The 13,704-nt window shown below is 64.1% G+C and carries 8 protein-coding genes and 4 pseudogenes; 10 read left to right on the top strand and 2 right to left on the bottom strand.

From position 1 onward, the window contains the following. The first annotated feature begins 843 nt into the window (after positions 1-843). From AC5WJ1_RS28670 to AC5WJ1_RS28640, 7 genes and pseudogenes are all read left to right on the top strand, one after another. Positions 844-2,994 carry an acetate--CoA ligase family protein gene (locus AC5WJ1_RS28670; RefSeq protein WP_494477321.1) on the top strand — a complete coding sequence of 717 codons (2,151 nt, stop codon included), beginning with the start codon at positions 844-846 and terminating at the stop codon, positions 2,992-2,994. Then, positions 2,991-4,001 (top strand): tripartite tricarboxylate transporter substrate binding protein, encoded by a 1,011-nt coding sequence (locus AC5WJ1_RS28665; RefSeq protein ID WP_494477320.1) that lies wholly within the window; start codon positions 2,991-2,993, stop codon positions 3,999-4,001. Before AC5WJ1_RS28670 ends, AC5WJ1_RS28665 begins: the two co-directional genes overlap by 4 nt. 15 nt (positions 4,002-4,016) lie before the next feature. Next, on the top strand, positions 4,017-4,901 hold the full coding sequence (locus AC5WJ1_RS28660) for an SDR family oxidoreductase (protein ID WP_494477319.1): 885 nt from the start codon (positions 4,017-4,019) through the stop codon (positions 4,899-4,901). An 8-nt stretch (positions 4,902-4,909) separates the two neighbouring features. Beyond that, entirely contained in the window at positions 4,910-6,061 is a 1,152-nt protein-coding gene (locus AC5WJ1_RS28655; RefSeq protein ID WP_494477318.1) for an acyl-CoA dehydrogenase family protein, read from the top strand. A gap of 360 nt (positions 6,062-6,421) precedes the next feature. Next, the gene (locus AC5WJ1_RS28650; protein WP_494477317.1) at positions 6,422-7,546 is read left to right on the top strand and encodes a porin; all 1,125 of its coding nucleotides are present in this window, start codon (positions 6,422-6,424) and stop codon (positions 7,544-7,546) included. A 133-nt stretch (positions 7,547-7,679) separates the two neighbouring features. Then, a pseudogene (locus AC5WJ1_RS28645) lies at positions 7,680-9,003 on the top strand (IS4 family transposase). 90 nt (positions 9,004-9,093) lie between these two features. Further along, positions 9,094-9,299: pseudogene (locus AC5WJ1_RS28640) on the top strand (IS630 family transposase); the annotation flags it as partial. A 748-nt stretch (positions 9,300-10,047) separates the two neighbouring features. On the opposite strand, the pseudogene AC5WJ1_RS28635 reads toward AC5WJ1_RS28640, so the two are convergent. Then, a pseudogene (locus tag AC5WJ1_RS28635) lies at positions 10,048-10,387 on the bottom strand (transposase); the annotation flags it as partial. A gap of 231 nt (positions 10,388-10,618) precedes the next feature. Beyond that, positions 10,619-11,340, bottom strand: a pseudogene (locus AC5WJ1_RS28630) (IS6 family transposase). Between the two features lie 530 nt (positions 11,341-11,870). Here AC5WJ1_RS28630 and AC5WJ1_RS28625 point away from each other — a divergent pair. The 3 genes from AC5WJ1_RS28625 to AC5WJ1_RS28615 are packed head-to-tail and all read left to right on the top strand — an operon-like array spanning position 11,871 to position 13,691. After that, the gene (locus tag AC5WJ1_RS28625; RefSeq protein ID WP_494477316.1) at positions 11,871-12,650 is read left to right on the top strand and encodes a beta-ketoacyl synthase chain length factor; all 780 of its coding nucleotides are present in this window, start codon (positions 11,871-11,873) and stop codon (positions 12,648-12,650) included. 5 nt (positions 12,651-12,655) lie between these two features. After that, complete coding sequence (locus tag AC5WJ1_RS28620; RefSeq protein WP_494477315.1) at positions 12,656-13,432, top strand: lysophospholipid acyltransferase family protein; 777 nt, start codon at positions 12,656-12,658, stop codon at positions 13,430-13,432. Then, a complete protein-coding gene (locus AC5WJ1_RS28615; RefSeq protein WP_414220592.1) occupies positions 13,419-13,691 on the top strand; it encodes a phosphopantetheine-binding protein in 273 nt (90 codons plus the stop codon). The genes AC5WJ1_RS28620 and AC5WJ1_RS28615 overlap by 14 nt, the downstream gene beginning before the upstream one ends. Positions 13,692-13,704 lie beyond the last annotated feature (13 nt).

Genomic DNA, 13,704 nt, shown 5'->3' with positions numbered 1-13,704 from the left:
TCCAACAGGGAGAAGTCAGGTTATCAGGGTGCAGTGCTTTAATCAGCCTGCCAATGTCACAACAGAGACCGTTGCGTCAATTGCGCTCCGGTCAGGGTGCTGCATCCATGAGTTCCTGTCGGGTCATGGACTTGCCTTCTCGCAACGTTTTGAGAATTCGTTGCGCGCATTCCCGGGTCGTGATCTCTGCTGTCATCGTCTCAATCCACTCTTCGGCGCGACCACGGGCGCCTGCTGCACGCCTGCAAGTTGCGGTGCCATCTCAAACCGCCACTCCCGGGATGGTATTCATACCGGATGAAGGCGCGCAACCGCACGCCAGCCTTGCTCGTGCCACATCGAGCTGACTGCCCATCGGCGCCAAACGCCGCTCACCGAAGGCACTGGAAGCATATGGACTTGCAGGAGCGATGCGAGATCCGGGCGGCCTTCCCCGGAAATCGGTGAAGAACCAAAAAAAGAGCCAGACAGCGAGCGGTCTGGCGAACTCGGATCAGCAATACGCACGGGGAATACGTATTTTGCATCGATTGGTAAGTTAGCAGGTCCCGGACGCCAGGAATCTGAGGAATTCTGAATATGGCCGGCGCGCGGCGGATGCCCACATTTGTTCAGGTCTTTAACTCCCAGGAGACGCACACCCGAACGAGCAGGCAGCCAGGTGGCTGAGCCGCCACGTCCGGCAAGACCTTCAAGCCGTCCGCCTGCTATGCGTGCCACGGCGACGTGACGACCTGACGTCGATCTGCACAATGTGCACACCTGAGGCCTGTGTACTTGTCGCCGCCCTCGCGATGGGCTTGAATGGCTCCGCCTTCCGGTACAGGAAGCATGGAGACCAAGATGACCCTTTCCGCTACGGCGAGCGCCCCGGCGCGCGCCGCCCTGTCACATCTGCTTGAACCCACCTCGATCGCCATTGTCGGCGCCTCGCGCGATACCAGCCGTATCGGCGGTGTGGCGCTGGATCACCTGCAGCGTCTTGGCTATCAAGGGACGATCTATCCGGTCAATCCACGCTACCACGAGATCGCCGGGCTGGCGTGCTATCCCGATATCGAATCCTTGCCGCGAGTGCCTGACCTGGCCGTATTGGCGCTGGGCGCGGATGACGTGCTGCCGCAACTGCGTCGCTGCCATGCCTTCGGCATTCGCGCGGCCATCGTCTATGCATCGGGCTTTGCCGAAGCCGGCGAAGCCGGCGTAGAGCGCCAGGCCGCGCTATCAGCCTTCGCCCGGGAGAGCGGCATGGCCATCGCCGGGCCCAACTGCATGGGGCTGGCCAACCTGACCACGCGCGCCATCACCGCCTTCGCTACCACCTTTCGCGCCTTCCCGCCGCAGGATGGCCCCGGCACGGTCAGCCTGCTGACGCAGAGCGGCAATGTCTGCGCTATCGTCTACGCCACCGGCCGGCAGATGGATGTGGGCTTTCACCAGTTCATCAACACCGGCAATGAGGCCTGCCTCGACTACGCTGACTACCTCGACTATCTCGGCGACGATCCGCAGACCGGGGCCGTGGTCGGCTACGTGGAAGGCCTGCGCAACGGCAACCGCTTCGTGGATGCGGCGGCGCGGCTACGCGCGGCGGACAAGCCGCTGATCCTGCTGAAAGCGGGCGAGAGCGAGGCGGGTTCGGAAGCCACGCAATCTCATACCGCCGTGCTCGCCGGCAACCAGACCATCTACCGCGCGGCGTTCGCCCAACTCGGTGCCATGCAGGCGGGCGACCCGACCCACCTCACCGATCTCGCCTATCTGGCTGGGTTCCGCCATCGCAGCGCCGGGCGCCGCGTGGTGGTGGCCTCAGTGTCGGGCGCGATGGGAGCGCTGTCCGCCGACCTGCTCAGCGCGGCCGGGCTGGAAGTTCCGCGGCTTTCCGCGGCGCTGCAGCAACGCCTGCTGGCGGCGGTGCCGGAGATCGGCGGCGTGGCCAACCCAGTGGACATGACTGGCCAGCTGTTCAACCGCAACGGACTTGCCTACGCCGTGCTCGACAACCTTGCCGCCGACGACAGCCTGGATGTCATCTTCCTCTACGCCACTGCCTACCTGCTCGACCGCGTGGCCGAGGAACTGATCGAAGTGGCGGGCAAGACCGATCGCCTGATCGTGGTCGCCACAACCGGCGAGCCGGCCAGCCGCGCAAGATTGACCGACGCCGGCGTGGCGCTCTTCCCTGATTGCGCCCGCGCGGCCAGGGCCCTGGGCACCTATGTGGGCTGGCTCGGCACGGCGGCGCCGACCGCGCGCTGGATGGCGCTGCGCGCGCAGGTGGGCTACGGCGCGTCCGGCAGCGTTACGCCCGAATCGATGGACGAGTACCAGGCCAAGCAATGGCTGGCAGGCTTCGGCGTACCAATCGGTGCGGAGGCAGCCGCGGCAACGCCTGAGGACGCCGCCCGCGCTGCCGCCGCCATCGGCTTCCCGGTCGCAGTGAAAGTGCTGAGCCCCGACATCGCCCACAAGACGGAAGTGGGCGGCGTGCAGCTTGGGCTGACGGACGCTTCCCAGGTGGAAGCCGCGGCCGTGGAAGTGGTGGATGCCTCCAGGCGTGCTTTGCCCGACGCACGCCAGCGCGGCGTGCTGGTGCAGCAGATGGCACGTGGTGTGTGCGAGCTGATCGTGGGCGTAACGCGTGATCCAGTCTTCGGTCCGGCCATGACAGTGGGCCTGGGCGGGATCTTCACCGAGATCTTCCACGACGTGGCGCACCGCCTGCTGCCGGTGGACCGCATCATGGCGCGAGAAATGCTCGCCAGCCTGCGCGGCTACCCGTTGATGACCGGCTTCCGCGGCAAGCCCGTCGCCGACATTGAGGCTGCGGCGCAGGCAATTGCCGCGCTGTCCGATGCCGCCATGACCCTGGGCGACTCCCTCGTCGAAATGGAAGTCAATCCCCTGCTGGTGCGCGAGGCCGGGTCCGGTGCGGTCGCCCTTGACGCGCTGGTCCTGATGCAGCACCCAAACCAAAGCCGAGGTATGCAATGAGACAAGACACCACCGAGATTGCTGACACCATCGACCGCCGGCGTCGCGACACGCTCGCACTGCTGGTCGCGCTGGCGGCGCCCGGAGCACTCGCATCAGGCGCGGCGCTGGCCAGCAGCTTCCCTACGCGGCCGCTCACGCTGATCGTACCCTTCGCGGCCGGCGGCGCCACCGATACGCTCGCGCGCACGCTGGCCGACGGCGCCAGCAAGACGCTGGGTCAGACCGTCGTCGTGGAAAACCGGCCGGGTGCGGCTGGCGTGCTCGGTGCCAACGTGGTGGCGCGCGCCAAGCCGGACGGCTACACGCTGAGCGTGATTCCGGAGCCCGTTTTCCGCCTGCCGCACCTGCAGAAAACGCAATTCGACCCGATGCAGGACTTCACCTACATCATCCACCTGACCGGCTATGCGCTGGGCGTGGCGGTGCGCTCCGACGCGCCGTGGAAGTCCTGGCAGGACATGGTCGAAGACGCGCGGCGTCGTCCCGGCAAGATCAGCTACGGCACCACCGGCACCAACGGCACCATGCATGTGACGATGGAAGAGATCAGCCAGAAGCTCGGCATTCAATTCAATCACGTGCCGTACAAGGGCGAGTCCGAGATCATTACAGCAATGATGGGGGGCCATATTGACCTGGCGGTCACCGCCGGCGGCATCGGCCCATACGTGGACAGCGGCAAGGCGCGCTGGCTCGTGCTCTGGACCGCCGCGCACTCGCGGCGCTGGCCCCGCGTGCCGACGCTGCGCGATGTCGGCATCGATATGGTGTCGACGTCGCCGTTCGGCATCGCCGGGCCGCACGGTATGGACCCGCAGGTCGTTCAGGTGCTGCACGACGCGTTCCGCAAGGCCCTGAACGAACCCGCTATGCAGAAAATGCTGCTGCAACTCGACCAGGAAACCTCCTACCTGAACAGCGCCGACTACGCCGCTTTCGCGCGCCAGCGCTATGACAGTCAGGGCAAGCTGGTGAAGCGCCTCGGGCTGACTGCCAATCCATGATCGCCGGAGACTGACATGCAATATCGTTCTGTATTCCAAGATGGGCTGTTCGTCGGCCGCACCGTCCTTGTAACCGGCGCCGGCAGCGGCATCGGCCGGTGCACGGCACACGAGCTGGCCAGACTTGGCGCGCGTCTCGCGCTGGCTGGCCGCAAGCTGGAGAAGCTCGAACAGGTGAAGGCCGAGCTCATTGCCGCCGAGCCTGACGTCGCCAGCCGCATTACGCTACATACCTGTGACATCCGCGACGAGGCGCAGGTGCGCGACACCGTAGCCGCCGTGCTGGCCGCGCATGGCAGCATCGACGGCCTCTTCAACAACGCCGGCGGGCAGTTTCCGTCGCCGCTGCGCGACATCAGCCTGAAGGGCTGGGAAGCCGTGGTGCGCAACAACCTCACCGGTGGCTTTCTGGTGGCGCGCGAATGCTTCACGCAATGGATGGAAGCCAACGGCGGCGCCATCGTAAACATCATTGCCGATATGTGGAATGGCATGCCGGGGATGGGCCATTCGGGCGCGGCGCGTGCTGGCATGCTGTCTTTCACCGAAACGGCGGCCTGCGAATGGGCCGCCGCCGGCGTGCGCGTCAACGCCGTGGCGCCGGGCTGGATCGCTTCAAGCGGCTTCGACACCTATCCAACTGAATTCCAAACCAAAATCCGCCAGTTGGCGCGCAAGGTCCCGCTGCAGCGCCTGGGCACCGAAGCGGAAGTCTCCGCGGCGGTGGTGTTCTTGCTCTCGCCGGCAGCGGCCTTTATTACCGGCTCGACGATCCGCGTCGACGGCGGCGTGCCGAACGCCAAACATACCTGGCCGCAGCCCGAGCACCAGCGCTCGGAGCCCTTCAACGGCTTCCCGCTCTACACGCTGCCGCAGTGCCTCACGCCGTCCGACGAATGAGCGACATCATGATCCTGCAACCGCCAAATCCGCGCTACTACAGCGCCGACCACGAAGCCTTCCGAGCCAGTGTACGGCGCTTCTTCGAAAAAGAGGTGGCGCCCTATGCCGACGCCTGGGACGAAGCCGGCAGCTTTCCGCGCGAACTGTACTACAAGGCTTCTGAGGCTGGCCTGCTGCAGCCTGGTTTTCCCGAGGAATACGGTGGCGCGCCGTGCGACCCGTTCTACCGCATGATTCTCTTCGAAGAGCGAGCCTGGGGCGGCTCTGGCGGGATTGCATCAGGGCTGTTCTCGCACACCATCGGTGCGCCGCCAATCGCAGCGGTGGGAAGCGAGGCGCTGAAGGCGCGCGTGCTGCCGCACATCCTGTCCGGTGAAAAAATTTCCGCGCTGGCCATCACTGAGCCAGACGCCGGCTCCGACGTGGCGCAGCTGTCCACCAGCGCGCGGCGCGAGGGCGACCACTACGTGGTCAACGGCACCAAGCTCTACATCACCTCGGGCATGCGCGCGGACTACTTCACAGTGGCGGTCCGCACCGGCGGCCCGGGCGCGAGCGGCGTATCGCTGCTGCTGATCGAGGGCGATACACCGGGCCTCACGCGCACGCCGCTGAAGAAGATGGGCTGGTGGGCATCCGACACCGCGCAGCTGTTCTTCGACGATTGCCGCGTGCCGGTGGAAAACCTGATCGGCGAGGAAGGCAAGGGTTTTGCCGCCATCACCAAAAACTTCAACCACGAACGCCTGGCACTCGCTGCAGCCGCCTGCGGCTACGCACAGGTCTGCTTCCACGACGCACTGGCCTGGGCACGCGAGCGCCGCACCTTCGGCAAGCGGCTGGCCGACCACCAGGTGGTTCGCCACCAGTTGGTCGACATGGCCACGCGCATCGAGGCCACGCGCGCCTTGCTGGACGACCTGGCGGCGCGCCTGGACGACGGCGCCGCGCCGGTAGCACAGATCGCCATGGCCAAGAACATGGCCACGCGTACGTTCCAGTTCTGCGCGGACCGCTCGGTGCAGTTGCTGGGCGGGATGGGCTATATGCGCGGCAACCGTGTGGAACGGCTGTATCGCGAGGTCAAGGTAATGATGATCGGCGGGGGCGCCGAAGAAATCATGAAGGACCTGGCTGCGAAGCAACTGGCTCTGTAAGAGCGGATATCCAGGAGATTGCCGACTGGGTTCGGCTTTCACCTGCGCCTGTTTCGCATGAATGCGCACAGCCGTGCGTGCTCACCAAGAACCGCGCACGGCTGATCCAGCAAGATGCAATGACCACGTTGTCCTGTTCCGTCGTTGACGGATCTATGCCTCTTGCATTGATGCGCCCGGCTGCTCAGAAGCCCTGGGTTGTTGAAAGAAGACAAGGGGGATTGGCCTGACTAGTGAATTAAGGGTTGTTTGTTACAGCACTTCGCAACTTCCCAGGAAGTTTGACGCGCGGGGGATGGAGACCAACAGGAGGTTCTCCCGGGTCGTCACCAATAATTTTTATCGTGGAGATCAATGAGCATGAAGAAATCACTTCTGGCGCTGGCAGCGCTTGGCGCATTGGCTGGGGCGGCACAGGCCCAATCGAGCGTGACCCTGTATGGCGTGGTCGATGCGAACCTCGAATACGTCAGCAATATGTCGACGACAAACCCGACCAACGCCAGCGCCGCTAACCCGTTCCCGGGCCCGGCGCACAACCTGTTCCGGATGTCTTCCGGCGGCCTGTCCGGCTCGCGCTGGGGCCTGCGTGGCGTGGAAGACCTGGGCGGCGGCCTGAAGGCACTGTTCGTGCTGGAAAGCGGTTTCGGCCTTGACAATGGCGCCATGCAGCAAGGCAGCCGTCTCTTCGGTCGTCAGGCGTACGTCGGCCTGGAAAGCGACCAGGTGGGCCGCTTCACCTTCGGTCGCCAGTACACCACGCTGTTCGACCTGCTCGCCAACTTCTCCCCGTCCGGCTATGCCACCCAGTATGAACCGGTGGTCGCGCAGCTGGGCCTGAACTTCCGCTCGGACAACACCGCCAAGTACACCGGCAAGTTCGGTCCGGTCACCGCGATCGCCCACTGGACATTCGGTAACGGCGTTGCCGGCAACGGCGAAGTCCCGGGCCAATTCCGCCGCGACACAGGCTACGGTGCCGGCCTGGCCTATGCTGCCGGTCCGTTCGCCATTACCGCCGCCTACGACCAGTACAACCCGACGCTGAGCGCCGTCACCGGCGCGACCGGCACCTTCAAGAAGGCTGCCGCCGCTGCCAGCTACGCCTTCGGCCCGGCCAAGATCATGGGCGGCTACCGCTGGGGCCAGTCGAAGTCGGCCACCGACGCGACCATCCTGCGCGACGACTACTACTGGATCGGCGCCAACTACCAGGCCACCACGGCGCTGGGCCTGATGCTGCAGTACAACTACGACGACGTTAAGAACTTGGCCGGCGTCAACGTCAAGAACCCGTGGCAGGTGTCGTTCATCGCCGACTACAACCTGTCCAAGCGTACCGACGTGTACCTGACCGCGGCCTACGCCAAGAACGCAGGCCTGAACTTCGATACCTCGGCCATCGGCTTTGCCAATGCCTACTTCCTGGGCCAGGGCAAGGACAACCAGGTCGGCGCCGCCGTGGGTATCCGCCACAAGTTCTGATCGCCAGTCGCAAGGCTGAGCCTGAAAGGCACCTTCGGGTGAATGCCGTTCAGTTAAGAGCTGAACGGCATTTTTGTATGTAGCGTCAGAGGAAGTTGTAAACGTTGCGCCGAGGTGTTAACTTTCGGGCGCGATGCTCTCCAGTCACCTGACCTTCCTGCTCGAAGCGCAACAGCCGGCCGACTTAAGTCGGCTGGCCGAGCATCTTCCGTACGAGTGGATCGAGCGCGCGGTAGAGGCGACGGGAACGGCAAGTATCCGTCCCGTCGGTTGCCCGCTGAACAGGTGGTATGGCTGGTGATTGCGCTGGCGATGTACCGCCATTGGTCGATCAGCGAAGTACTCGACAATCTGGAACTGGCACTGCCTGACGAGGTGGCGCCGTTCGTCAGCAAAAGCGCGGCAGCACAAGCCCGCCAGCGCGTTGGCGAGGCGCCGCTGGCCTGGCTGTTCGAACGAACTGCGCGCGCCTGGAGTCTGCAGGACGCCAGCGACTACGCCTTCAAGGGACTCAGCTTGTGGGCGATGGATGGCACCACGCTACGCACGACCGACAGCCCCGCCAACCGCGAGCACTTCGGCGCCCAAGCTTACGCTCGCAGGGTCTCCAGCTATCCGCAGGTGCGCGTGGTGACGCTGACTGCGATCCCCACTCATCTGGTCGCGGGCGCCAGCTTCGGTCGCTATGACAGCAATGAGATGGTGTACGCCAAAGGCTTGTTGCCGCAGATACCGGATGATTCGCTGACGGTATTCGACAAAGGCTTCCTGGCTGCCGAGATCCTTTGCGGCCTGACGATGGGCGGGCACAACCGCCACTTCCTGATTCCGGCCAAATCCAACACGTGCTGGGAGGTTACGGCCGGTACGGCCGAGGACGCCACGGTACGCATGCGTGTTTCGCCGCAGGCACGCAAGAAGTGTCCGGCGCTGCCGGAATTCTGGCAGGCGCGGGCGATCCGCACGATCGATGCACGCGGACGTTGTCGAATTCTGCTGACGTCGCTGCTCGATCGCCGACGCTTCAAACCTGCTGACATCGTCGCCTGTTACGAACGTCGCTGGCAGATCGAAACGAGCTACCGGGAACTGAAGCAGTCGATGCTCGGCATGGAGCTGACCTTGCGCAGCCGAACCGTCGATGGGTATGCCAGGAAATCTGGGGCGCCTTGATCGCCTACAACCTGATTCGCCGCGAGATGGCCAGCGCCGCCCGAGAAGCGAAGCTCGCGCCGACCGACATGAGCTTCGTGCGCGCCTTCCATGTCATCCAGCACGAGATGATGTGGGCGGCCGTCACGCCAGCCTATGCCAAATTGCCTGCCTGCCTGCGGCGCCTACGCGAGCGCCTAAAGTCGCTGCCCAATGTGAAACGACCCGGCCGCTCATGCGACCGGGTCGTCAAGTCCCGCCCTTCACGCTACGCCGTTCGCTTCCTCAACAGGAACCATAACTGAACGGCATTACACCTTCGGGTGCCTTTTTTCATTGGCGCGGCGCTGCAGCCCCATAGGGCATCACCTCATCGGCGCCACGGCGGACGCCGGAATCAGGTCGAACGCTTTTTCTTGATCATCACCGCCAAGGCCATCTGTCGGGGCTCCTTCACCTCGGTCAAGGAGCTTGTGCAAAAATCGATCACTTCGTCGCTCCCTACAACCAGAATTGCAAGCCATTCAACTGGACGGCCATCGCGGATTCAATTCTCGCCAAGCTGAAGAGATTTTGCGAACGAATCAGCGGAACAGGACACTACCAGGTTCTGGCCATAGCACTGCGGAGTGCGGAAAACAGCGCGACGCGGGCCCCTTAGGCCAGCGCCGGCGATGGGAGGGCGAGTCATCGCCCCAGGGGCAGGCACTGCGAGCGCGAGCGAGAACCCGGGAAATGAACCGCCCCGGGGTTTTGAGGAGGCTCTAGTTCCTGAAAGGATGGAACAGCCATGAAGAGTTCAACAAGTTCTCGCCCTGAGGTTCGTGAGCGCGCAAGCGGGGGCGATACAAAATGCCTGATTACGATAGCCCCAGGCGTTCCTCTGACGAGGCGCTGGTTATGAAGGCCGCCAGACGCAGACTCGCTGGGCTGAAGCTCCTGGCCGTCCTATTTCGACGCCGATCCGGCAGCGTCATGGCGGACGCTGCATAGGTAAGACACCTATCGGCGCAGTCCCACGGCGGCGTATCGACAAGGAAAACAAACGCTCCCACCCGATCAGGTGGGAGCAAATCCAACTCACTTGTTGGGGAGACAGCTCAGGTCAGAATTTCCTTTAACTCAGACTTGAGCCAAAAAAATGATACCGTATGGCAGCGCGCGGAAATCTCAACAATTGCAACAATGTTACGTCCAACTGACTTATACACGCACGCGCAATCACGGGCAGATCCTAAATTTGACGCGGCAGCATAGGCGGCGGGCGCTGGCCAGCGAAAGGCCGAACCTCTACACTTAAAAAGTCATTTTATTAAAGCTAATAAGTGGAACTGATTCTCATATATGGATCAAAAGCAGGTCGGATTGTCTTGTGCCGGTGCACAGTCCTTGGAGGGGACGGCCTTCAGGAGCAGTTTGATATGTTCGGCACTTGATGCGGCGCCATGTTTTCTCGGCCTCCTCAATCGGCTTGAAGGGCGGGCCCGTGCGGTGACGCACGGTCGCGAAGGTCGACTCAATCGCGTTGGTCATGCGAATGTTCTGTCAGCGCTCGGCCGGGAAGTTGTAGAAGGTCAGCAGGTTGTCTCGGTCCTTGGTGAGCACGCCAGTCGCCTTGGGGTACTTGGCGCCGTAGATCGTCACAACGCGATCGAAGGCAGCATAGGCATCGGCCCTGGTGGCCGCCATGGGGTTTCCTTGGTTGTGAACGGGGGCAGGCGATGTGCCCTTCTACTGTTCTTGTACCAAGATGGGCACCGGATGTGGAACAGAATAGGATGCAGCTTGTGAGTTGCCCGTTACCTTCTGTCACACAGCCAAGTCAACAAATTGCACGCAGGATGACGCAACTTTTCGTATCCAAAGGGCTTTGTCAACTTGCCAATATCGAGGCGAGGCCGCGGTGAGCGTGGCCACTGTTCAGGAAGCGGTTGACGGATTTTGGGCCACGTCAGTGAATTCGTACCAGGTAGCGAATCTCGCAGCGAGGTGTTTGCGGTAGAGCGAAGCGCGCAGCAGATGCCGTTTCAGCGCGAAATGCTGCCGGATCGGCCCGAAGCTCGACAGGAAGTCCTGCGTGCGCTTCGGGTCGCGGAATCCACGCATGCGCCGCTCGCGTTCGCGGGTCGGCTGGTGGCTGTTCTCGGCGCTATTGTTCACGCGGGCGGCGGCCTTCACAAACACGTGCCTGACGCCTGCCAGCTCCGCGATGTCGGCCTTTGCGGCCGGATAGCTGCGCAACTGGTCGGTGACGATCTTGCGCGGTGCCGGGCAGGAACGCAGCACGCGCAGGAAGAAGCGTTTGGCCGCGGCCTTGTCGCGCCGCTTCTGCAGCAGGATGTCGAGTTCGGCGCCATGTTCGTCGACCGCACGCCACAGCAGGTAGGGCTCGCCGCGAACATCACGTCGAGGTGCCAGGTGGTGCCCGCCTTGCGCCGTGCGGCTTTCACACGATGGGCGTAGCCCGCGCCGAATTTGTCGCACCAGCGGCGGATGGTCTCGTAGGTCACGACGACACCGCGCTCGAACAGCAGCTCCTCGATATCGCGCAGGCTCAGGTTGAACCGGAAGTACCAGCGTACCGCGCAACTGATGATCGCCGCCGGAAACCGGTGGCCGTGATAGAGCGAGTTCCTCTTCATCGCTCCATCTTACGCGACCGGCCTCCCCACGTGACAAAGCCCGGCGAGGAAGCTCGCGCTCCTGCCCCACCACCATCAGGCTGCGGCGACGGGTATGGCGCGCCGTAGGGCAGAACGGACGTACCAAGAGTCTTGCATTATTTCAAGGTCTAGAACCGGCGCGTGACGAAAGTTTACATTTCGTTGTGTCAACGCAAAAAACCAAAAAGGGACTGGGGCTTGGTTCTGCCTTTTTCCGTTGCTCGGAATTGCCTCGTAGGGCATTAATGGCAGACACGTACCGGCAAGGCCGCGCGGGCTGGAAACCAGCCCGCGCGGCTGCCAGATAAGCATTTTCGCCACAGAGCAAGATTTTTGACATTCTCCGGGTGTCGATTTGAGTAAAATGGCGCCCGCCCAAATCCCGCCCCTCTGCCGTCCATTTTTCCAGCCATCATCATGAATCGCCCCGCCCTCCCTTTCGCTTTCGGCAGCCATTGCGGCGCGTCGTTGGCCCGCGGGTGCCCGGCCGGCGCGCAAGGCGGTCTGGCATGAGCGGCAATACCGGCGCAGTGGGGCACGACATGGCGCTCGCCTTCGGCATTCGCGCGTGGTCGGCCTGGGCCGGCGGCCTGCACGCCGCGGACGACTGGCGCGCATGGAGCGCCGCCCCGCACTTGCCAGCGGCGCCGGCAGAGGCGCCCGCGCTGCCGCAGATGGCCGCGATGCTGCGCCGGCGCCTGCCCGGCCTGGGGCGCGTGGCGCTGGCCTCGGCCTATGGCTGCGCAACCGGCGATAGTGCGGCCGAAGTGCCCGCGGTCTTTGCCTCGCGCCATGGCGATACCAGCCGGCTGGTGACGATGCTGACGGAACTGGCGGCCGGCGAGGCGCTGTCGCCGACCGCGTTCGGGCTGTCGGTGCACAACGCTATCGGCGCGCTGCGCTCGATCGACCTGGCCGATACGGGCAACCTGCTGGCCTTGTCCGCCGGGCGCGACACCGTGGAGGCGGCCGTGCTCGAAGCCTGCAGCCTGCTGGCCGACGGCGCGCCCGAAGTGCTGCTGGTCCACTATGACGAGCCTGTGGCGGCGCCCTACGCGGCGTTTGCCGACGAGACCGCCTGCCCCTATAGCTGGTGCTGGCGTATCGCCGCGCCGCGCGCGGGCGAACCTTTCTATACGCTGGCGCTCACGGATGAACCCGTGGCGGCAGTGCCGCACCTGCCCCATCTCCCGCATGGGCTGGACGTGCTGCGCTTTATGCTGGCCGGCGACGCGCAGCTGCGCTATCGCGGCGAGCATGCCAGCTGGCAGTGGCAGCGTCATGGTTGAATGCTATGGTTGAGCGCCTCGATCGCGCCTGGCGCGTCTGCGCCACCGGGCTGTGCTTTTCCGGCTTCGGGCTGGGCGGGCTGGTGCTGCGCGTGCTGGTGTTCCCGCTACTCGCACTCGCGCCGTGGAGCGCGGCGCGGCGCCAGCGCATCTGCAAGAATGTGATCCACTACGCTTTCCGGCTGTTCTTGTGGCTGATGTGCGCAGTGGGCGTGATCCGCTATGAGGTGCGCAACGCGCAGCGGCTGCAACGCGAAGGGCTGTTGATCGTGGCCAACCACCCGTCGCTGATCGACGTGGTATTCCTGATCGCGCTGACGCGCTGCGCCGATTGCGTGGTCAAGGCGGAGCTGGCGCGCAACCCGTTTACGCGCGGGCCGGTGCTGGCCACGGGCTACGTGCAGAACAATTCCGGCGCGGCCATGGTGCAGGGCTGCATCGACTCGCTGCGCGCGGGCAACAACCTCGTGATCTTTCCGGAGGGCACGCGCACCTCGGCCGACGGCAGCCTGCGGCTGCAGCGCGGCGCCGCCAATATCGCGGTGCGCGGCGGCTTTGCGCTGACGCCGGTGATCATCCGTTGCGAGCCGCCCACGCTGCGCAAGGGCGAGAAGTGGTTCCGCGTACCGGTACGCAGGCCGCGCTACGTCATCGACGTGCGTGAGGATATAGACACCCGGCAGCTCGCAACCGCGGGCGCCGACGACGCCATGGCTGTACGCGAGGTCACGCTGGCGCTCGCCGATTATTTTTCCAAGGAGATTTGCCGTGCAGGCGCTTGAACAAGAAATCAAAGAACTGATCGTTTCGTCGCTGTCGCTGGAGGAAGTGGCGCCCGCAGACATCGACAGCGAAGCGCCGCTGTTCGTCGAAGGCCTGGGCCTGGATTCGATCGATGCGCTCGAACTCGGCCTGGCGCTGCAGAAGCGCTTCGGCGTCTCCATGAGCGGCGACAAGGAGGTGGTGCGCGCCCGTTTTGCCAGCGTTGCCACGCTGGCAGCGTTCGTCACCGCGCATCGCGCCGAACAGGCTTCGGCCTGAGTACGCCCCTGGT

The sequence above is a fragment of the Cupriavidus sp. MEYA8 genome (assembly GCF_059278825.1).
Note: the sequence above shows the minus strand (reverse complement) of the source record. Positions and strands in the feature narration are given on the sequence as shown.

Coding starts and splice junctions, on each gene's coding strand:
- AC5WJ1_RS28670 (WP_494477321.1), top strand. CDS start 844: ATGACCCTTTCCGCTACGGCGAGCGCCCCGGCGCGCGCCGCCCTGTCA.
- AC5WJ1_RS28665 (WP_494477320.1), top strand. CDS start 2,991: ATGAGACAAGACACCACCGAGATTGCTGACACCATCGACCGCCGGCGT.
- AC5WJ1_RS28660 (WP_494477319.1), top strand. CDS start 4,017: ATGCAATATCGTTCTGTATTCCAAGATGGGCTGTTCGTCGGCCGCACC.
- AC5WJ1_RS28655 (WP_494477318.1), top strand. CDS start 4,910: ATGATCCTGCAACCGCCAAATCCGCGCTACTACAGCGCCGACCACGAA.
- AC5WJ1_RS28650 (WP_494477317.1), top strand. CDS start 6,422: ATGAAGAAATCACTTCTGGCGCTGGCAGCGCTTGGCGCATTGGCTGGG.
- AC5WJ1_RS28625 (WP_494477316.1), top strand. CDS start 11,871: ATGAGCGGCAATACCGGCGCAGTGGGGCACGACATGGCGCTCGCCTTC.
- AC5WJ1_RS28620 (WP_494477315.1), top strand. CDS start 12,656: ATGGTTGAGCGCCTCGATCGCGCCTGGCGCGTCTGCGCCACCGGGCTG.